The 22,853-nt window shown below is 73.0% G+C and carries 2 protein-coding genes; both read right to left on the reverse strand.

Features of this window, described 5'->3' with window-relative positions:
• Positions 1–20,805 carry an SDR family NAD(P)-dependent oxidoreductase gene (locus tag AMK22_RS41700; RefSeq protein ID WP_079185830.1) on the reverse strand — a complete coding sequence of 6,935 codons (20,805 nt, stop codon included), beginning with the start codon at positions 20,803–20,805 and terminating at the stop codon, positions 1–3.
• The gene (gene asnB / locus AMK22_RS00095; RefSeq protein WP_079185831.1) at positions 20,802–22,841 is read right to left on the reverse strand and encodes an asparagine synthase (glutamine-hydrolyzing); all 2,040 of its coding nucleotides are present in this window, start codon (positions 22,839–22,841) and stop codon (positions 20,802–20,804) included. The genes AMK22_RS41700 and asnB overlap by 4 nt, the downstream gene beginning before the upstream one ends.
• Positions 22,842–22,853: the final 12 nt, after the last annotated feature.

The raw sequence follows: 22,853 nt of genomic DNA on the forward strand, positions 1-22,853 counted from the left end.
TCAGCGCTCCCGATGGTCGTTGCCGAGGGTGGACAGCCACCGGTGAACCGCGAGCGCGGTCGCCCCTGCGTGCTCTTCGAGCATGGAGAAGTGATCCCCGGTCACCTCCAGCAGCTCGTGGTCCACGGGCCATCCGGCACGTGTGCCGTCGCCGAGCAGGGCCGTGCTGTCCGCGGCCCGTACCAGCACGGTCGGAGTGGCGACCGGTCCGGGCCGCCAGCCGTCGAGCAGTTGCGCATAGCACGCCATCGCGGTGAACTGCTCCTCGATCACGGGAAGTTGTGGGAGCTTTTCGAGGAGCCGCCGGGTCAGCACACACATTCCGCGCGCCATGGCGGTGCCGGTCGACCGGGGTGTGTCGAGCAGCACCAGCGCGGCGGGAGGGGCGCCGGCCTTCTCCAGCCGCCGGACGACCTCGTGGGCGAGCCAGCCTCCGGAGGAGTACGCGGCGAGCGCGAACGGCCGCTCCCCCAGGCGCCGGAGCAGTGTCGTCGCCAGAGTGTCCGCGGCGGCGTCCAGGGTCACGGGGAGCGGCTCGCCGACGGCGTATCCGGGGATGGCGGCGGTCCACACCTGGCGCCGGTTGTGGAGTGCGGTGGCGAACTTCACGTACTGGTGGGCCCCGGTCGGGGCGACGAGGGAGGGCAGGCAGACCAGGGCCTGTTCCCCCGCGCCGTCCGACAGCCGCAGCGTGGCCGGCTCGGGCCCGTCCCCCGCCGCGAAGACGGGCCGGATCCGGGCGGCGGCCGACAGGAGGTCCGCTGCCTGTTCCGGGCTGCCCGTCTCCACCGCCGTGCGGAGAAGACCGGCGGCGGGGCGCGCCGGTGACGCCGCCCGCGACGCGCCCGCTCCGGGGAGTCGGGCGGGGGGCGGTTCGGGCGCGTCGGGACGCAGGCGTGCGACGAGGCCGTCGACGCGGGAGCCGCCGTTCTCCAGGAAGTGGGCGGTGAGTCCCTCGACCGATTCGGCGTCGAAGAGGAGGGTGGACGAGATGTCGCCGAGGTCCTCACGCAGGGCGTTGGTCAGTTGAAGGACGAGGATGGAGTCCAGGCCGTAGTCGCTGAGCGGTGCCCAGGGGGCGATCCGGTCTGCCGGGATGCCGAGGGTCCGTGCCGCCTGTTCGCGGAGATACCGTGCCATCGTCTCCGCCCGCTCCTCCGGGACGGGGTCGGCCGGGGGCCCCGCGGTCCTGGCGGACTCCCTCGTCCCCATGGTCGCCGCAGTCCCGGCCGGGCTTTCGGAGCGCCGTCGAACGGGCGAGGCCGGATCCGGCGTTCCGGAAGCCGGTTCACGCCCCGGTTCGAGGGGCCGTTCAGGTGCGGGAACCGCATGCGGGGCCGGCGGCGCAACGATCCCGGGCCGCGTCCCGGTGCCCGTGGCCGCCCCCGGCCCGATTCCTGGACGGGGACGCCGGGGTGCGGGCGTCGCGCGCTCCGGCGCGGACACCGCCTGCCGTACGATCCCGTCGCTCTCGGCCGCGATGATCTGCTGCCCGAGTTCGTGCGCCTGGGGCAGGACGAAGACGGACGAGCGGAATCCCTCGCTCTCCAGCACCCGTCGCCAGTTGTCGGGCGACAGCGCCGGCGAGCCCGGGATGCGCAGCGCGTGGTCCTCGAAGAGCCACCAGCCCTCCAGCAGCCCGAAGGTGAGGTGGCTGAAGACGTCGAACGCGGCGAGCTCGTTCAGCAGAAGCCAGCCCCCGTCGCGCAGCGCCGCCTTCGCGTTGCGGATGGTGTTGCGGGTGTCGCGCGTGGCATGCAGCACGTTGGCGGCGATGACGAGGTCATGGCCCCCGGCCTCCACGCCCTGCCCGGCGAGGGGCCGTTCGGCGTCGAAGCGGGCGTACGCGAGATAGGGGACCTGTGGTCCGTACGCGGTGCGGGCGTGGTTCAGGAACGCCTTGGAGAGATCGGTGTACAGGTAGGTCTCGATGTGTTCCTGGAAGGGGCGCAGCGCGGCGAACATGCCGACGCTGGTGCCGCCCGTACCGGCGCCGATCTCCAGGATGCGCAGACGTGCGCCGGGGTCCAGGCGCAGCCGTTCGGCCACGACGGCCGCGGCGGCGTCGGCCATGGCCCGGTTGTACAGGTCGGCGATCCGGTTGTTCCGGTAGGTGCCCTCGACGAGTGCGACCGAGCCCTGCGGGAACAGGATGTCGGTGGGCCGGGTCCTGCCGGTGAGGATGTCGGGCAGGGCTTGGAGGGTGGCGTCGAGGAGGGCGGCCTCGGCCTTCTTGTCGGGGTCCGCGGACCACCGTTCCCGGTACCGTTCCCACTCGCGCCGGGCCTCGGCCGGTGAGGGGCCGGACGGTGGCACGACGCGGAGCGCGTGATCGAGCCAGGTGTCGTACCCGGGCAGGATTCCGGCGCGTTCGCGGAGTTCCGCGACACGGGTGGCGCGCTCGCGGGGGTCGGTGGTTCCGGGACCGGGCAGCACGCCGAGCGTTTCGAGGTGTGCGCGGAGCATGCGGGCGAGCAGCGGATCGCGTTCGGTCCTGCGCCAGTCGGCGACCGCGCGCAGTGCCTCGGGGTCGGCGGGCGCCCCGACACCGGCCCGGACCGCGTCGGGGGTGACACGGGTCCGCGCCCGCTCGTGGACGGTGATGCGTGAGCCCGGGTCGATGCCGGTGAGGGCGTCGGGCCGCCTCGACCTGACGAAGGCCACCTGTCGCTGCGGGCCGCCCAGGAGCGTGTCGAGGGCCCGCATCGCCTCGGGGGGCTCGATCGAGATCAGGCCCCAGCGCGCCATGCTCTCCCGGTGGAGCTGCGACGAGGCGCTGCCGGTGCTCCCCCACCAGCCCCAGTTCATGACCTTGACGGGGTACGGCCGGTGGCGGGAGAGGTGTTGGGCGTAGGCATCGGTGAAGGTGGATCCCGCCGCGTAGTTGCCCTGTCCGGCGGCCGTCGTGAACGACTGGACCGACGAGAAGAACAGCATGAAGTCGAGTGCGTCGTCCGCGAAGACCTCGGCGGTGGCGACGGTGGCGTCGACCTTCGCGGTGAGGGCCGCGCGGAGGGTCGGCTCGTCCATCCGGGCCAGGCTCTGGTCCCGCAGCACGAGCGCCGCGTGGACCACTCCGTGGATCCGCGGATGGTCGGCCACGATCCGGGCACGGGCGCGACGCAGGGCGGCGGGGTCCGCGGCGTCGGCGGACACGTAGCGCACGTCGCCGCGGCAGGCGCGCAGTTTCGCTTCGATGTCGTCGTCGTGGGGGCGCCGTCCGATCCAGACGACGTGTGCGCCATACCGTTCCACGACATGCCGGGTCCAGACCACGCCGAGTCCGCCCGCGCCTCCGATCACGACGTACACGCCGCCCTGCCGGTACACCTGTTCCCGCGCGCCGGCCGGTTCGTCGGGTGCCCACCGCCGGACCAGCCACTGGCCCGCGCGGTGGGCGAGGGGGCCGTCCGAGGCCGGGACGGGGAGCGTGAGGAGGTCGCCGGGAAGGGTGGTGGTGCCGAGGTCGGTCCGGTGGACGGACCAGTGCGTGTATTCGTGCCCGAGCGATCCGAAGAGTCCGTGCAGCCCGGCGTGGGCGGGGGCCGTCGGCTCCGTGTCGTACGTGGCCAGGGCACGCCGGGTGACCAGGGTGATGCCGAGCGGGCGGGCGTCGTGTCCGGTGCGCAGGAGCGCCTTGATCAGCCGGAAGGCGGCGATGACACCGCTCTCCCGGGCCGCGACGAAACCGGCGGTGTCCGTCGGCTGGAGGGCCGGCGGGCCGTCCGGCGCCGTGTCCCCGGTCTCGGGGGCGATCCAGAGGAGATGGTCGATCGGGCCGACGGTCCGCAGCCGCTCGGCCGCCTCGTCGATCGACGCCCCGGGAGCGAGGTCCCATGTCGTGACGCGCGGATACCGGACGGTGAGCGCGGCCCGTTGTTCGTCCGTGCCGCCCACGACGAGGATGTGGCCGGGGGCCGGGGCGCCGCCGTCCGTGTGCCCACGCGTGTCCGCGGGCTCCCATACCGGGGCGAAGAGTTCGGGCACCGGGTCCTTCGCGCGTCGTGAGGTGTAGCCGGTCATCCGGACGCACACCTGGCCGTCCTCGCCGACGAGGTCCACGTCGAGTCTGCTGAGCGGCGTGATCTCTCCCGCCGGGTCCGCGACCCGGATCACGGCCCGCATCGACGCCCGGCACGGGGCCAGGATCTCCAGGCGGTCGAGCGCGAACGGCACGGCCGTTTCCGGCGGTTGGGCGCCGCCGGTGATGTGGAGCGCGGTCGACGCCTGGATGGCGGAGTCCATGAGGGCCGGGTGCAGGATGTACGGTGCGCCGGCCGGGTCGGCCTCGGTGGGCAGGTCGAGGGCGGCGAGGACGGTGCCCTCGCCGACGTGCGCCTCGCGGACGGCGCGCAGCGACGGACCGTGAACGATTCCCATCGAGGCCAGCGCCTCGCGGATGCGTTCGGCGGGCACGGTGGGCGTCCCGTCGGCGCGCGGCGGCGCGATGTCGACGCGTTCGGGGCGGGAGGTGTCCAGGACCGCTACCCGCCCCGTGGAGCAGACGACGGACGCGGTGGCGCCCTCGGCCAGCGAGCTGATCTCGAAGATGAGCTCGCCGCCGCCGGAACGCGCCGGTTTCACCAGGACGTCGACGGTCACGGGCTCCTGGTCCTGGACGAGGGGCCGTATCCAGGTGATGTCGCGCATCCGCAGGGGCGTCCCCGCGTCGACCCCGAGCGCCCGGGCAGCGGTTTCGCGCGCCATTTCGAGGTGGACGACACCCGGCAGGACGCGCTGCCCGCGCACGGTGTGGTCGCGCAGCACGGGTTCGTCGCCCTTGAAGACGGTGGTGGCACGCAGTGTGCCCGGCTCGTCCCCGACGTCCCCGGCCGGGGACGTCTCGTGGATCAGCGGATGGGCCGCCGTCGGGCGGTGTTCCGTGACGGGGGACGGTGTCGGCGGGTCCGCCGGGGGGACCGGTCCGGCCCAGTGGCTCTCCCTGGCGAAGGGATACGTCGGCAGCGGCACCCGCAGATGGGCTCCGGGGGCGAAGGCCCTCCCGTAGTCGAGTGCCGTTCCCCGGGTGAAGTGCGCGGCGAGGGCGATGAGATCCGCGTGGTGGAGGTCGGCGGACGCGGTCCGTGCCGGGTCCGCGCAGCGGCGCAGCCGGGCGGCGCCCGCGTCGGCCTCCGGATCCGCGCCGGTGGTGCGCGTCCGCGTCGCGTGCCCGGTGCACGCGTCGGGTCCGTCGAGTCCTTGGCCGAGGATCCTCAGCAGGTCGGTGCGGTCGCGCGCCACGCAGGCGAACCGGTGGGCGAGCCCGGCCCTGCCGACGGTGAGCGTGTAGGCCAGGTCGCCCAGGTCGAGGGACGTCTCACGGCGGCAGTGCGCCGCCAGAAGGGCGACCTGCCGGGCGAGTTGCTCTCGTGAGTGGGCGGAGAGGAGGACGAGATGGGCGGGACGCGTCGTGCGGCGGGTGCGGGTGGTGGGCGGCGCCTCCTCGATGACGAGGTGCGCGTTCGTCCCCCCGGCGCCGAAGGAGCTGACGGCGCCGCGGCGGGGACCGCCCCCGGAGGGAGCCTCCCAGCGGTGATCGCGCGTGCTCATGTAGAACGGGCTGCCGTCCAGGCGGATGGCGGCGTTCGCGGTCTCGAAGTGGAGCGAGGCGGGGATCCGTCGGTGCCGCAGGGCGAGGAGGACCTTGAGCACACCGGCGACACCGGCGGCGAACTGGGTGTGCCCGATGTTCGTCTTGACCGAACCCAGCGCGCAGTAGCCGGACTTCGTGGTGGATGCCCTGAACGCCCGGTCGAGTGCCGAGAATTCGATGGGATCGCCGAGGGGGGTGCCGGTGCCGTGGGCCTCGACGAGCCCGATGGTGCCCGCGTCGACGCCGAAGGAGGCATGGGTGTCACGGAGCAGACGCTCCTGAGAGACGGAGCTGGGCGCGGTGATCCCGTTGGTGGCGCCGTCCTGGTTGGTGCCCGAGGCGCGGATCACTCCGTGGATGTGGTCCCCGTCGGCCAGGGCGTCGTCGAGGCGCTTGAGCACGACCACGCCGACCCCCTCGCCGGGGACGAAACCGTCGGCGCGCCGGTCGAAGGTGTGGCACCGTCCGGTCGCCGAGAGCATCCCGGCGCGTCCTGCCAGTTCGTAGAGGCGTGGGGTCGACTGGACGAACACCCCGCCCGCCAGGGCCAGGTCCGTCTCGCCGGACCGGAGCCCGCGGCACGCCAGGTCGATCGCGACGAGCGAACTGGAGCAGGCGGTGTCGACGGCCAGCGCGGGCCCCTTGAGGTTCAGGTAGTAGGAGACGCGGGCCGGGGTGAAGGACGCCATGTTGCCCGTGAACGCCTGCGCGGGCCCGTGGTCCCCGACGATGTCCTGGTAGTCCCCGCTCCAGCAGCCCACGTACACGCCGCAACGGGCTTCGTCGAGCTGTCCGCCGGCGTGCCCGGCGTCCTCGAGAGCCCTCCACGACTCCTGGAGGAGCAGGCGCTGCTGCGGGTCCATGGCCGCGGCCTCGACTCCCGAGATCCGGAAGAACAGCGGGTCGAACTCGTCGATGCCGCGCAGGAATCCGCCGCGCGTGCAGCGGGGTGATCCGTCGGGCCCGGTGCCCGGGAGGTTCCAGCGGGTCGCCTCGGTGACGAGGTCGTCGCCGTCGACGAGGTGGGTCCAGAGCTCGTCCAGGGTGTCGGAGCCGGGGAACCGTCCGCTCATGCCGACGACGGCGACCAACGGACCGGCGGAGGCGGGCCGGGAGGACGGGGGAGCGGGCGCGAAGGCCGGTGCGGGGGCAGGTTCCCGGACGGCGTCCGGGAGTACGGGGGAGGCCGCGTTCCGAGGGGCGGCCGGGGACACGGCCGTTGCCGGAGGTGTGGAGAGGACCGGTGGTGCGGCCGGGACGGGCGGCGTGGTCGGAACAGGGGTCGGAGCCACGGCCCCTATGTCCTCGTACTCCGCGAGCAGATGGGCGACGAGACGGTCCGGGGAACTGTGGTCGAAGACCACACCGGTCGGCAGGTCCAGTCCGAACGTCTCGTTGAGCAGGTGCACGAGCCGGACCGCGAGAATCGAGTCGAGCCCGTGGTCGGCGAACGCGAGCGCGCCGTCGAGCTCGTCCTGCGGCATCGCGAGTACGTCCGCGACCCTCGCGCGTACGGTGGCGGCGACGCGCCCCTCACGCGTGAGTCCATCGGCGGTCGGACCCCCGGTGTCCGGGGCGCCGGTCGGCGGGCCGCCGGTTTCCGGAGCGCCTGTGAGCGGGCCGCCGGTGGGTGGGGCGTCGGCGTTCGGGGCCTCGGCGGACGCAGCGTCGGAGTGCGGGGCGGCGTCGTTTCGGGGGCGCGACGCGCTGATCGGCGCGGCGGCGCCGGGGCCGGCTTCCCCGGCCGGCTCCAGATCACCGATCCAGTACCGGTCCTTCGCGAACGGGTACGTCGGCAGGGACACCCGGCGCGGCCGCACCGGGTGGAGACCATGCCAGTCCAGCTCCACGCCGTCGGCCCAGAGAGCTGCCAGCTTGTCGAGCTTCCCCGCCGCGACCCATCGTTCGACCAGCAGTTCCCGCAGCTCGTCGTCGGCGGCGATCTCGGCGGCGGCGCCCCGTGCGCTCCCCGCGCTCCCCCGGTGCAGGCCCGGCGCCCGTACCCCGTCCCCGGCCGTCGCGTAGTCGTGCAGCGCGTGCCGCAGTTCGGCGAGCGAGGAGACGGTCAGCGCGAGGCGTTCGCGCATGGCCCGGCGACCGGTCCGCAGCGTGTGGGCGAGGTCCGTCAGACTGATGTCCCGCCGCTCCGCGGCGTCGCGTTCACCGCGTTCCAGGTACGCCGCCAGGCGTGCGGCGGCCTCGCGGAGCCGTTCCGGCGTCCGTGCCGAGAGCACGACCAACTGCTCGCCTCCTTCGGGCACCGGCTCCGGCACAGTCTCGTCGGCCACGTACTCCTCGATCACGACGTGCGCGTTCGACCCGCCCGCCCCGAAGGACGAGACGGCCGCGATCCGCGGGCCCTCGGACTCCCAGGGTTCCAGGGTCCGCTGGACGAAGAACGGCGTCTCCTCGAACCGGATGCCCGGGTTCGGCTCCTCGCAGTGCAGGCTCGGGACGAGCGTGCGGTGCCGGAGCTGGAGCACGGTCTTGGTGAGGCCCGCGATGCCCGCCGCGGCCTCCAGGTGGCCGATCGTCGACTTCACGGACCCGATGGCGCAGAACTGCTTGTCCCGGGTGGACCGTTCGAAGGCCAGTGAGAGCCCCTGCACCTCGATCGGGTCACCGAGTTCCGTCCCGGTGCCGTGCGCCTCGACGTAGCTCAGCCGTCGCGCCGGTATCCCGGCCCTGGTCAGCGCGTCGTCGATGAGCTCCGCCTGCGCGGTCGGGCTGGGCACCGTGTAACCGTGGGTGCGTCCGCCGTGGTTGACGCCGGTCCCGCGGACCACGGCGAGGATCCGATCCCCGTCCGCGAGGGCGCGCCCGAGCGGTTTGAGGAGCACCGCCCCGACGCCCTCGCCGGGCACGAATCCGTCGCCGCCCTTGCCGAAGCTCCGCAGCCTCGGCCGGGTCGACAGCATGGTGGAACGGCACAGCTCGACGTAGTCGGACGGGTGCAGATACAGGTTCACTCCTCCGGCGACGGCGAGTTCGCACGCGCCCCTGCGCAGGTGCTCGCACGCCTCGTGGATCGCCGTGAGCGAGGACGAGCACATCGTGTCGATCGTGAGGCTCGGCCCGCACAGGTCCAGTGCGTACGAGGTCCGCGCGCTGAGCGAGGCGAAGGAGAGCGACGGCACGACCGTCTCGCCCGACGGCAGGAGCGCGGCTCCGTGGCGGGCGTGTCCGGACTTGGTGACCCCGGCGAAGACGCCGACCCTGCGCCGGTGACGGCGTGCCAGTTCCTCCGGGGTGTAGCCCGCGTCCTCGATCACCTCCCAGGCGGCCTGGAGGAACAGGCGCTCCTGCGGATCCATCGCGTAGGCGTCGCGCGGGGCGATCCGGAAGAAGGCCGGATCGAACGCGTCGAAGTCCTCCAGGAACCCACCCCACTTGTGGTAGCTGCGGCCCGTGGCGATGGCCTTGGCACGGTCCGGTTCGTAGAAGCCGTCGAGCGGCCATCGGCCGGGCGGGATCTCGGTGACGCAGTCACGTCCGGCCTTGAGGTTCTCCCAGAACTCCTCGATGTTCCCGGCGTGCGGGTAGCGCCCGCTCAAGCCGATGATCGCGATCGCCTCGTCGGGGACGGGTCGTTCGGGACGGGCGTACTCGTCCGGTGCGTCCGCCGCGGGCCGCGGCACCGGTGCCCTCACCGCGGCAGCCGGCCCGGACGGGCCGTCACCGGCGGCGGGTGCCGACGCGGGTACGGGGACGGCCGCCGGACCGGCGAGGCGACCGGCGACGGCACGCAGCGTCGGGAATTCGTAGAAGAGAGTGGTCGGGACCTCGCCGTACCGTATGGACAGTTCCCGGTTGAGCTGAATGACCATGACCGAGTCAAGGGCCAGGTCGGCGAGCGGCCGGTCGGCGTCGACGTCCTCGACGGGAAGCCCGGTGACCCGGGCGAAGGTCTCGACGACGGAGCGGAGCGTCTCCCGCTCCCGGCCGACGGAGACCGCCCCGACCCCGGACGCGGGGACGGGTCCGGAGTCGGGTAGGAGTGCGGACGCCGGTACGGATGCTGTCGGGCGGGCCGGGCCCGGCGGGGGTACGGCCTTCGCGGTCTCGCCATGGTGCACCCAGATCCGGTCCTCGCCCGCCTCGCCGAGCCGCCAGGCCCGCAGCAGGGTCTCGATCCCCTCGTCCGACTCCATGGGGACCAGACCCCGTTCCCGTCGCAGGCGGGCACGTGTCGCGTCGTCCACCGTCATACCGCCGTCCTTCCAGAGCGGCCAGGCGATCGCGAGAGTGCGCCCCGGTCGTTCACCCGCCGCCACGCGCGAGTTGCGCACGGCCGCGTACGCGTCGAGGTAGGCGTTCGCGGTCGCGTAGTCGGCCTGGCCGGGGTTGCCGGTGACGGCGGCACCGGAGGAGAAGGCGAGGAAGAAGTCGAGCGCCAGCCGCGCCGTCGCCCGGTCGAGATGCACCATGCCGTCGACCTTGGGCGCGAGCACCGCCTCCCACTGTTCCGCGGTCTTGTTCGGGAGCCGGCCGTCCCGGATCACGCCCGCCGCGTGGACGATTCCGTGGATCCCGCCGTACTCCTCGACGGTGCGGGCGACGAGGTGTCGCACCTCTTCCCAGCGGGAGACGTCCGCGACGGCGTACCGGGCCGTGGCACCGGCCTCGCGCAGTTCGGCGAGCAGCCTGTCCACGCGTGCGTCCTGTGGCGACCTGCCGACCAGCACGAGCACCGGGGCGTCGACGTCCCGGGCGATCCGGCGCGCGACCAGCGCGCCGATGCCGCCCGCCCCGCCCGTGACCAGGTACACGCCCCCGGCTCGCCAGGGCGTGCGGGTGCCGTCCGGCGTCCTCGGCTCCCAGGTGCGGACATGGCGTTCGGCGCCCCGGTGACGAACCAGTTCGTCCTCCGGGTGCCGTGCGTCGGCCGCGAGGAGCTCCGCGACGGCGTCCGCGTCGCGTTCCCCTTCGAGTCCGACGACCTGGCCGACGACCACGTGTTCGAGAGAGGCGGTGCGCAGCAGTCCGGCGAGGGCCAGGCCGACGGCCTGATCGCCCTGGGCCGGGGTCACCACTTGTACGAGGGCGCCACCGTCGGAAGCCTCCCGGACCACTTCACGCACGATTTCGAACACCTGCCGCGAGAGGTCGGTGAAGCGGCTCTCCGGTCGGGTCTTCGTCGTTCTGACGGTGTGGCAGCGGGCGTCGGGCAGGCGGCGCTCGACGGCGGTGCGCGCGTGCGCCGCGGTGTCGCACAGGATGACGGCGTGGTACCGGTACGGCTTCCTGCCGGCCGGGCCGGGAGCGACGGGCCCGGGCAGGCCGGGCATGGCGGGCTTCGGTGTCCAGCGTGGTACGAGCAGCGTCGTGCCGATCGGCGCACCGGCTCCCCGGGCCGCGCCTTCGCCCCGGGCGCCGGCAGGCGTACCACCGGCCGCCATGTCACCAGGCAGTACTCCGGCGGCCGCCCTGTCACGGCCCGCATGGCCACCGGCCGGGATCCAGTGCCTGTCGCGTGCGAACGGGTACGTGGGCAGGTGGGTGCGCGGCGGCAGGGCGGGACCGGACCGGCGGCCGTACAGCACGTGCCAGTCGGTATCGGCTCCACCCGCCCAGCGGGCGAGCAGCCCGGCGGCGTCCGAGCCGCCACCGGGTCCGGCGCCGTGCTCCTTGCCCGGGGCCGTGCCGTGCTCCGGGGCAGGTACGGTGCCGCCGTCGAGGAACGCCCTGAGTCGTTCGGCCAGTTCCTCGTGCGAGGCGACGACCCAGCCGGCCCGTTCGGCCATGGGCTCGCGCCCGAACTGGAGCGTCCTGCCGATGGAGCCGAGCGGGGCGGGGCGGGGCGTCTCCTCCAGGTACGCGAGCAGGTCCCGCGCCCGTTCGCGGAGTTGGTCCCGGGTGCGCGCGGAGAGCGGGACGACCACCCGGTCCCCGACGGCCATGCCCTGCGCGCCGCCGGTGTACGGAACGTGCCCGGTGTCCCGGTCGTGTCCCGTGTCCAGGTCGTGTCCCGTGTTCCGGCCGTGTCCCGTGTCCAGGGCGTCCGGCGCGACGTACTCCTCGACGACGACATGGCAGTTGGCACCGCCGAAGCCGAAGCTGCTCACGCCCGCCCGCCGCGGCGCGGGCAGGCCGCGGCGGTCGCGGGGCCGCTTCCACGTCTCCCGTTCCCGCACGATGCGGAACGGACTGCCGTCGAGCTGTACGAACGGGTTGATCTCGTCGCAGTTCCGGGTCGCGGGCAGGGTGCCGTGCTCCATGGCGAGCAGCACCTTGAGCAGGCCGGCGATGCCCGCCGCGGCCTCCAGGTGGCCTATGTTCGTCTTCACCGACCCCAGGCCGCAGGTGCCCCGGCCGGTTCCGCCCAGACGTCGGAAGGCGGTTCGCAGCGCGCGCACCTCGACGGGGTCGCCCAAAGCCGTGCCGGTGCCGTGGGCCTCCACGTACCCGATCGTGGCGGGGTCGGTGTCCCCCATCGCCCGTACGACGAGGTCGGCCTGTGCGGCGCCGTTCGGCGCGGTGAGCGAGTTCGCCCGCCCGCCGTGGTTCTCGGCGCTGCCGACGATGACGCCCAGGATCGCGTCGCCGTCCCGTTCGGCGTCGGCCAGGGGTTTCAGCACGACGGCGCCGACGCCCTCGCCCCGGACGTATCCGTCGGCGTCGCTCGCGAAGGTCTTGCACCGCCCCTCCGGGCTCAGCATGCCCGCCCGTGCCGCGCTGACGAACGTGTCGACGCCGAGCAGCAGGTTGACCCCGCCCGCGATGGCCGCGTCGCACGCCCCGGAGCGGATCGCCTCGACCGCCCGGTGGACCGCGACGAGCGAACTGGAGCAGGCCGTGTCGACCGGCTCGCTCGGCCCGTGGATGTCGAGCACGTAGGAGATGCGGTTGGCGAGCATGGAGTGCGCGTTCCCCGTGGAGGTGAACGCGTCGGGCGGGGTGCCGTGGGCGGAGAGCAGGGTCGCGTAGTCGGTGCCCGAGACGCCGAAGAAGAGTCCGGTGCTCTCCGGCAGACCGGCGGGGGTGTATCCGCTGTGTTCGAGCGCGTTCCAGACCGTTTCGAGGGCCAGCCGGTGCTGCGGGTCCATCAGTTCGGCCTCGCGCGGCAGGATCCGGAAGAACGCGGCGTCGAAGGCGTCCACGTCGTCGAGCACGCCCGCGTGGTGCGGGAAGTCGGCCGATTCCACGATCCGTGCGTAGGCGGCGTCGTAGCGGTGGAGGGGCAACTCCGTGACGCTGTCCCTCCCCTCCACCAGGTTCGTCCAGTACGTGCGCAGATCGGGGGCGTCGGGGAAGCGCCCCGCGGCGCCGATCACCGCGATCGGCAGGGGCGGCGCGCCGGGCGCGGAGCGCGCGGGCGCCGTGCGCGCGGGCGCCACCTCCAACCGCCCCTCGGCCTCGGACCGATCGCCCGCCTGAGCCCCGTCGCCGACTCCGGCATCGGGTGCGGCGTCGGGTGCGGTCTCCTCGGCCGGGCCCGTCGGGCGGGACCGCTCGTAGGCCGGGCGCAGGCTCTCCCCGTACTCCGCGACGAGGTGCCCGCCCAGCGACTCGAATGTGTTCAGGTCGAAGAAGGCCGCGGGTGTCAGGTCGACGCCGAGCCGGTCGCGCACCTGCCCGGCCAGGGCGACGAGCGAGATCGAGTCGAAGCCGAACGCGTCGAACCCGGTCCGCGCGTCGAGCTCGGCCGCCTCGTACTTGAGGATGCCGCTCGCCATGTCCCGCAGTTCGTCCACGGCGAAGGAGACGAGGTCGTCCCGGACCTTCCCGGCCGGTTCCTCCCCCGGCCCCCGGCAGGTGTCCTCCGCGCCGGCCACGGCCCGCGCCGCTTCCGCGGCCGGGCCGGTTCGCGGCACCTCGCCCTCGCCGCACCACAGATCGGACAGCACCGCGACCACCTCGCCCTTCTCGTCGAGCAGCGCGACGCGCCCGCCCAGACCGTCCGGTGCGCCGGTCACGTCGAGGACGACGTACCTCACCGCGTCCGGGATGTCGCTCCCCGGCGCGAAGAGCCGGATCTCGTCGATCCGGCGGGGAGTCGTGCGTGCCCAGTCCGGTGCGCCGAGGCGCTTCGCCTCGAACTGGAGCCCCTGCGCGACCGCGACGAGGACATGCGGCGGGAGGGTGACGTTCGGCCGGACGTGATCCCGTAGCAGTTCGGGCGGGAGGACGTCGAGCACCAGCCTTCCGTCCGACATCCGGTACGCGCTCTCGGTGCCGTTGCGCTCCGGCGCGTAGCCGAGTGCGCCCTCGGCGAGTTCCGCGAGGAACGCGGTGCGGGAGAGCGCGGCCACGGCGTCGGCCGCCGGGTCGTCGGCACGCAATCCCCGGTACGGTCCGGCGCCAAAGGCCCCTGCTCCGAAGACCCCGGTCGTGGCTGTGCGGGCGGGGTCACCGGCCCGTACGTCGAACTCCGCCACGGCCACCCGCGCTCCCTGCGCCTCCTCCACGAACACCGTGCCGGAGGCCGCCTTCCGGTCGGCGGCGTCGAGGACCGTCACCAGCCGGGCGGCGGCCCTCCAGTCGACCGGGGCGAGGAGGCGCAGCCGGCGTACGACCGCGCCTTCGGCGAATCCGGAGACCCGGGTGACGGCGAGCGCCAGTTCCACGGCGAACGTCGGCACGATCCCCGGCGTGCTGTCCCGCCGCTCCCCCGACGTGTATCCGTAGTCGAGGAGGTCGTCGAGGTGCACGTCGAGCACATAGCGCGGCCCGTCGACGTCCGACGCGTTCCTGCCGAGCAGCGGATGCAGCTTCTCGCGCAGGGCGAGCGGGGCGATCACCGTCGGCGCACCCCGCTCCGGTTCCACCCAGCAGCGCACGCGCTCGAAGGGGTACGGGGGAAGCGGGACCCGCCGCAACGCGCGGGGATCGCCCTCGGCCTCCCGCCAGTCGACGCTCCTGCCGCCGGCCCACGCCCGTGCCAGTGCGCGCAGGCCCTCGGACGCGGGGTCGGTGCTCGCGAGTGCCGGGCCGAGGTCGCGATCCCCCGCGAGACGGCGGTCGAGCGCGGCCACGGCCTCGTCCGCGGTCCTCGCGAAGAAGGCCCAGCGGCAAGGGAGTTCGTTGCGGCCCACGCGGAGTGTGAACGCGACCGAGGCGAGATCCGCGGGCTCGTGCGAACCGGCCGCGAGATGGGCCCGGAAGCGGGCGAGCCATTTCTCCAGGACGGCTTCGTTCATCGCGGAGAAGACGAACAGTTCCTCGCGCCCATCGCTTCCACCGTGCACGGCGGTGTCCGCGCGCGTGTACTCCTCCACGATGATGTGCGAGTTCATCCCGCCCGCGCCGATCGAGGTGATCCCCGCGCGTCGGGGATGGCTGACGCGTCGGCCGTCGACCGTCGTCACCACGGGCTCCCAGTCGGTGAGCCGCCGCTGCAGACGGAACGGCGTGCGGGAGAAGTCGATGTCCGGGTTGATCACATCGCTGTGCAGCGAGGGCGCGATCCTGCCCTTCTGGAGCTGGAGGAGCACCTTCGTGATGCCGATCATTCCGGCGGCGTGCAGAAGATGTCCCATGTTCGACTTGACCGAGCCGATCGCGCAGAACCCGGTGTCCTGCGTGTACGTGCGAAAGGCCGTGGTCAGGGCCTTGACCTCGATCGGGTCGCCCAGGGACGTCCCCGATCCGTGCGCCTCGACGTAGCCGATCGTCCGTGGGTCGATGCCCGCGTCGTCGATCGCCTTCCGGATCGCGCGCGCCTGCATGCGCGGGCTGGGGACGGTGAACCCGTTGCGCACGCCCGCGTTGGCGAGGGCGGTTCCCTTGATGACCCCGTACACGTGGTCGCCGTCGCGCTCGGCCTCGACGAGCGGTTTGAGGACGAGGGCGCCGACGCCCTCCCCGAGGATCGTCCCGTCCGCCCCCACGCCGAAGCTGCGGATCACCTCCGAGGTCGTCGTCGTGAAGTGCTCGTGCGACGAGGTGATGAGGTTGTACGGGTGCAGCAGGAGGTTCACCCCGCCCGCCACGGCCATCCGGCACTCGCCCGCCCGCAGCATCTGCACGGCCTGGTGCACGCAGGTCGAGGACCCGGAGCACATGGTGTCCACGAAGAGGGAAGGACCGGTGAACCCGTAGAAGTACGACACCATGTTGGGGAGCGTCGCCGTGTAGCTGCCGGTCGCCGCGGAACCGCGGACGAGGCTGTTCTGGAAGCCGTACAGGCCGTAGTGGTTGCTCATCGAGCCGGCGAGGACACCCACGTCCCCGTCGTACCGCCGCTGGATCGTCTCGCGCGAGTAGCCCGCGTCCTCCAGGGCGTGGACCACCGTCTGGAGGAACAGGCGCACCTCGGGCGACATGGCCTCCGCGTCACGTTTCGAGATGCGGAAGTAACGGGGGTCGAACATGTCGATCTCCCGCAGGAACGTGCCGGTCCGGATGGAGCTCCTGCCGGGGACGCTCCGGTCGCGGCTGTAGATCGCGTCGTGGTCCCAGCGTTCGCGCGGCACCTCGCGGAACTCGTGACGGCCCTGTTCGAGGATCGGCCACAGCTCGCCCAGTGTCTCCGCGCCGGGGTAGGTTCCCGCGACGCCGATGACCGCGATGTCGTGCCGGGCGTCGCGGTCCCTGGCCTCGTGCCGGGCGTCGTGCCGGACGTGCGGGGCGTCGACGGCCGGCACTCGGGCGGTGCGGGCGTCGGCGACGGTCGGGGGTTCGGCGGTCATTCGGGCCGCCGGTGCGTCCGGGACGGGGGCGACGGGAACCGGTGCGACGTCCCGCGTCCCGGGTGTGTCTCGCACCTCGGGTGCGTCTCGCTCGTCCGACACGTCGGCTACGTCGTGTGGGGAGGCTGCGGGGTGTATAGGGTCCCCGGCGTCGAGGACCGAAGCAAGCCGGTCGGCGTGCTCCTCGACGAAGTAACCGGCGACGCCCTCCAGCGTGGTGTGTTCGAAGAAGATGGTCTTGGGCAGCGGGCCGAAGAACACTTCGAGTGACGCCGTGGTCTCCAGGATGCTGAGCGAGTCGATCCCGTAGGCGATGAGGTCGACCGTCTCGTCGATGGTCCCGGGATCACGGTGCAGCACCTCGCCCACGACCCGCCGCAGCAGATCGGTCGTACGCCGCGTCAGCTCCTCCCCCGTGGCAGCGGCGGGCGCCGCCGCGGGGGCGGGCGGGTCCGTCGGTACGGGGGCGGGGGCGGTGGTGAGCCGTGCGGAGGCGCCGTACGCCACCACGAGGTGCGCGGGGCCGTCGCCGAGCACGCGGCCGAGGAGACGGAGCCCGGCCTCGGTCGGGAGCGGTTCCCAACCGCGTTCCCGGCGCATCGCTTCCCTCGTCACGTGGTCGACGCTCATACCGCCGTCGGCCCACAGCGGCCAGCTGACGGCGACGGTCCTGCCGCTCCGTTCCCCGGCGTCGGCCAGCGCCCGGCGGTGGTGGGCGAAGGCGTCCAGGAAGGCGTTGGCCGCCGCGTAGTCCGACTGCGCCGGATTGCCGAACACCCCCGCCACCGAGGAGAAGACGACGAAGAAGTCGAGTGCGGTGTCGCGCGAGGCGGCGTCGAGGTTGAGCACCCCGTCGACCTTGGGCGCCAGCACGGCACGGAGGTCCGCCGCGTCCTTGGTGTAGACGTACGCGTCCCTCAGGACGCCCGCCGCGTGGACGATGCCGTCGAGCCGCCCGTGCTCCCGCTCGATGGTGCGCACGGCGCGCTCCACCTCGTCCTTCACCGCGACGTCGACGGGGAGGTGGTGGGCGTCGACGCCCGAGGCGCGCAGCTCCCGCACGGCCGCCTCGCTCGCGGCGCCGGGCGCCGACCGGCCGCTCAGGACGACGGTGATTCCGGCGCGCCGCCCGAAGTAGCGCGCGGTGTGCAGTCCGAGGCCGCCGAGACCGCCCGTGATCCAGTACACCCCGCCCTCCTTGAGCGGTGGGATCGCCGGGCCCTCGGTCAGGTCGACCTCGACGGTGCGTGCCACATGGCGTGTTCCGTCCGGGGCGTGGCGGATCTCGCAGTCGGCGCTCTCGTCCGCCACCTCCGTCCGCAGGATCCCCGCGATGCGCTCCGGCGGCGCGGCGTCGAGTTCCGCGACGCGGACGACCCGGCCGGAGACGCGCGGGTTCTCCAGGACGACGGTTCTGAAGAGTCCGACGAGCGGTGCGTGCACCTGCCTCGGCACCCGGTCGTCCACCAGGACCACGAAGCGGTGCGGGGTCCGGGGGCTCGACCTGACCACCTCCGCCATTTGCCCGAAGACGTGACCGGTCGTCGCGGCGACGGCGTCGGCGACGCGGCCCGGTACGAGGTCGGGCAGGCGCGCGGCGGTGACACCGGTCATGCCCGTGAGGGTGTCCAGATGGGCGGCGGCCCTCCCGCCGAGGTGGACGTGGACGTGCGGGGCCTGTGCCGCGTCCCGGCCGTCGGGGCCGGACGGAGCCGGTGTCCACTGCGTGGTGGCCGTGACGACGCCGGTGCCCGCAGCGGTGTCCCGCCTCGCGGACGAGGTGCGCTGCACCAGACCGCGCAGCCGGGCGGTGACGGCTCCCCCGGCATCGCACAGGTCGATGTCGAACACGTCGAGCGTGCTGTGCCGCGCGCGGCGCCGTACCCAGGCCCAGGTCTCGGACGGGCAGGGGCCGTGGACCGTCAGGTCCTCGAACGCGAACGGCATCGGCGGGCCGTCGGCCCGTCCGTCACCGGTCGCCGCCAGGAGCAGGAGCGAGGACTGGAAGGCCGCGTCGAGCACGCTCGGGGGCAGCACGAATCCCGCCTCCGTGCCCTGGCCGTCCCCGGGTGCGCCGATGCGGGCGAGGAGTTCCCCCTCGCCCAGGCGGATCTCCCGCAGTCCGCGCATGGCCGGTCCGTACTCCAGTCCCCGGTCCCGGAAGGCGGCGTACACGTCCCGCGGGACGCGTTGCGTCGGGCACGCGGCCCGTATCCGGTCGAGATCGAGCCGTTCCGGTTTCCCGTGGTCACCGGTCCCGGCGGTGCCCGAGCAGTGCACCGCGGCCGTTCCGGTGCCGGTGGAGATCTCGAAGGCGAGCGCGCCGCCGTCCTGGGGCGCCAGTCCCACGGTGGCCTCGACCGGTGCGTCCCGCACGACGATCGGGCGCCGCCAGACGACGTCGCGCAGCCGGACGGCGAACGGGCCTCGCTCGTCGCGCCCGGTAGCGCGCGCCACCGCGGCGTGGACCAGTTCCACCTGGGCGGCGGCGGGCAGCACCCGCTCGCCGCGCACCACGTGCGAGGTCAGGAAGGGTTCCCGCCCGTCGAAGACCGCTCCGAGGCTCCCGCCCTCGGGGCCGGCCCCGCCGTCGCGCAGGAACGGGTGGGCGGCGGCTGTGGCGACGGGCGAAGGCGCGACCGTCGTCGCGGCGTCGCGGCCCGGGGCCCTGAACCAGTGGCGCTCCCGGGCGAACGGGTACGCGGGCAGGGGCACGCGCCGGGGCGCCGTCCGAGCGGTGCCCCGGTGGCCGGACGGCTCCGCCCAGTCGGCGGTGGCGCCGTCGGCCCACCGCTCCGCCGCTTCCACCGTCGCGTCCGGGTCCCCGTCCGCGCCACGCACCGAATCGCCCACGTGGATCCGGCCGGTCTCGTCCGCCCCGTCGATGAACTCCCCGAGCAGGGTGACGAGTTCGTCCCGGCCGGTCACCACGAAGGCCACCCGGGCAGGCATCTGTTCCCTGCCGGCGCGCAGGGTGTGGGCGACGTCAGCGAGCGTCGGCGCGGCCCGCCCCCGCAGATGGGCACGCAGCCGGCGGGCGACGGCCCGCAGGCGTTCCGGGGTCCTGGCCGAGAGGGGCACGAGCTCCGGGCCCCTCCCGGACGCCGCGACCGTCGGTCCGTCGTCCGGGAGGTGTTCCTCCAACACCAGGTGGGCGTTGGTGCCGCCGAACCCGAACGAGCTGACCCCCGCGCGGCGCGGCGGAACGGTGCCGTCCGCCCTCGCGGGCGGCGTGTCCCAGGGCCGGGTGTCCCGGACGATGTGGAACGGGGTGCCGTCGAGTCGTATCAGTTTGTTCTGCTTCTCGAAGTTGACGGTCGCGGGCAGTACGCGGCGGGCGAAGGCGCTGATCACCTTGGCGATGCCCGCGACGCCCGCGGCCCCTTCGAGGTGTCCGATGTTGGTCTTGACCGAGCCGATCCCGCAGGCGTCCGGGCGGGCGACCGTCCCCTGGGCCGCGTGCAGGTTCCCGAAGGCGCGCTTGAGGGCCATGATCTCGATCGGGTCGCCCACCGGTGTCCCCGGGCCGTGGGCCTCGATGTAGCCGATGGTCTCGGGGCGGATGCCGGCCCGGGTGTAGAGCCGCTCGACGAGCCTGGACTGTGCGGCCGGGTTGGTGACGGTGAGGGAGTTCGTCCGGCCGCCGTGGTTGGTCGCGACGCCCTTGATGACGGCGTGCACGGTATCGCCGTCCTCGACCGCTCGTGCAAGGGGTTTGAGGAGGAGCACGGCTCCTCCTTCGCCGCGGACGTAGCCGTCGGCGCTCTCGTCGAAGGCCCTGGCGCGGCCGGTGCGGGACAGCATGCTCGCCTGGCTGAAGGCGACGAAGTGCTTGGGCGACCAGATCAGGTTGACGCCTCCGGCCAGGGCCAGGGCGCAGTCGGCGTTGCGCAGCGCGCGGACCGCCTCGTACACGGACACCAGCGAACTGGAGCAGGCCGTGTCGTTGGTGATGCTGGGGCCCTGGAAGTCGAAGTGGTAGGAGATGCGGTTGGCAATGATCGAGTAGGCCGTGCCGGTGGGGAAGTAGACGTCCGTCCGCACTCCTTCTCGTTCCATCAGCTCCGCGTAGTCGGCGTGGCAGACCCCCATGAAGACGCCGGTCTCCGTCCCGGCCAGCGCGCTCGCCGCGTAACCGGCGTTCTCCACGGCCTGCCAGGCGAGTTCGAGGGCGATGCGCTGCTGGGGGTCCATGCTCTCCGCCTCGCGCGGCGAGATGCTGAAGAAGTCGGCGTCGAAGCGGTCCGCGTGCTCGATGAAGCCGCCCCAGACGCTGTTGGTCTTCTGGGCGCCTCGCCTCGGGTCCCCGAAGTAGTCCTCCTTGGACCAGCGTTCGGCGGGCACCTCCGAGATGAGCGAGCGCCCGGCGACGAGATGTTCGCCGAACTCCTCCAGGGTGTCGGCACCGGGGAACCGCAGGGCGAGTCCGATGATCGCGACGTCGTCGGGCGCCGGGGCCGGGTCCTCGCGACCGGGGACCGCGTCCTCGTGCGCGAGGGTCCTGTCCTCGGAGGCCAGGGCCTCGTCCTCGTGCGCGGGGGGAACTTCCTGGTGCGCGGAGGTCGGTTCGACCGTGCTCATCGGACTCCTTCTGCGCGGGGGAGGACGGGACGGGAGGACTCCGGCCCCCGGTTCTTCCGGTGGTCGTGGACTGCCCGGATGTGCATGCCGCCCCCGCCGGGGGCGCTCCGGTGCCCTTCCCGCCCTCTCACGAACCGGTGGTCGAGAACGGCGGTGGAGAGCAGGTAGAGGAACGCCTGGTCCTCCTTGGTGCTGATCCGCCGGTCGGGCGTGGTCATGATCTTCGTCACGAGTCTGCGCGCGAACACGGGATCGACGCAGTCGATCTTCGCCAGTTCCGCGTCCGAGAGGATCAGGTCCAGGTAGTCCGGCCGCTGCTCCTTGAAGACGCTCGCGCCCGGGGCGCGGTACGGCTGCTTGCGCCGCTTCAGGCTCGACTCCGGCAGCTCCCCGTGAAACGCGCGCTTGAGGATCGCCTTCTCCTCGAACCCGTCGTCGAACCGCAGGTTCACGGATGCCGCCGCCCGCACCACGGCCGGGTCGAGGAAGGGGCAGCGGTTCTCGACCCCGTGCGCCAGGCTCATGCGCTCGCCCTGCGTCGACAGCAGATAGCCGGGCAGCAGCGTCTTGTACTCCAGCCACTGCGCCTTCTGCACGGCGCTCAGCGCGGCGTAGCCCGGTGTCGTCCCCGTGAGCGCGAGCAGATCCGCGAAGGGGTCCTCGCGGCGCTTCAGCAGGCGTGCCGCGAACCGCCCGTTCTGGTAGCGCAGTTCGTGCGAGAAGAGGCCGGGCAGGCGTTCCACCGAGAACTGCTCGAACAGACCCGCCAGTCGCGCCCGGTTCGCGGGGCCGAAGTGGCTCAGCTCCGGGTGCAGGTTTCCGATCCTCTTCATCCGCTCGGCGTCCGACAGTTCGTTCCACTCCGCGCGCACCAGCGTCTCGCGGAACAGTGAATAGCCGAGGAACGCCTCGTCGGCGCCCTCGCCGGTGAGGACCACCCGTATGCCGGCGTCCCGGACGTGCCGCGCCAGCAGATACATCGGGACGAACGCGGTGCGGAACGCGGGTACTTCGGCGTGGTACACGGCCGACGGGAAGGCCCGCGCGATGTCGGCGCCGGACACGGTGATCGACGAATGGAGCGTCCGCAGGTGCGAGGCCACGACCTGCTGACTGCCCGACTCGTCGAAGGCGGCCTCCTCGAACTGCACCGAGAAGGTGCGCACCTCGTGGGAGGAGAGGTCGGTGGTCAGTTTCGTCACGATCGAGGAGTCGAGCCCGCCGCTCAGGTAGACCCCGACCTCGACGTCGCTGCGCAGCCTCATCTCCACGCTCTGCCGCAGGGTTTCGCGCACGAAGTGTTCCGCGTCGCGCACGGTTCCCGTGAACGGTGGTGTCTCCAGGGCGAGTTCCTCGTAGTGGTGCAGCGAGGTCCGGCCGTGGCCGACGACCATCCAACTGCCCATGGGGAGCTGGCGGATGCCCTGGAACGGGGACCGGTCGGGCAGCGGTGTCCAGGCCGCGAAGGTGGAGGCGAGTTCGGCGGGGTCGAGTTCGAACCGGAAGCCCGGGAACGCCTGGAACGCCTTCATCTCGGAGGCGAAGAGGAACGCACCGTCCCGGTCGCCCCCGCCGCACGTGCGGTCGGCGTAGAACAGCGGGCGCTTGCCGAATCTGTCGCGTGCCAGGAAGAGGTCTCCCGACACCGCGTCCCGGATCGCCACGGCGAAGGCGCCGTTGCACCGGGGCAGGCATCCCGGGCCCCACTGCATCCAGGCCCGCAGGAAGACCTCGGTGTCGGAGCGGGTGCGAAACCGGTGGCCGAGTCCGCGCAGTTCCTCGCGGAGCTCGACGTAGTTGTACAGCTCGCCGTTGAAGCAGATCCAGTAGCGTTCCCCGGGATCCGCCATGGGCTGCGCACCGTGGGAGATGTCGATGATCGCCAGCCGGACCGTGCCCATGGCCATGCCGTCGCCCAGGTAGTAGCCCGCCTCGTCCGGTCCTCTGTGGTGGATGAGCGACAGCATGGAGGTGATGACCTCGGGCGCGGCCCCGGCGTCGAGCGACGGCGAGACGAACCCAGCGATTCCGCACATGCGGGGTCTCCT

The sequence above is a fragment of the Streptomyces sp. CB01580 genome (genome assembly GCF_001905795.1).
GTDB lineage: Bacteria > Actinomycetota > Actinomycetes > Streptomycetales > Streptomycetaceae > Streptomyces.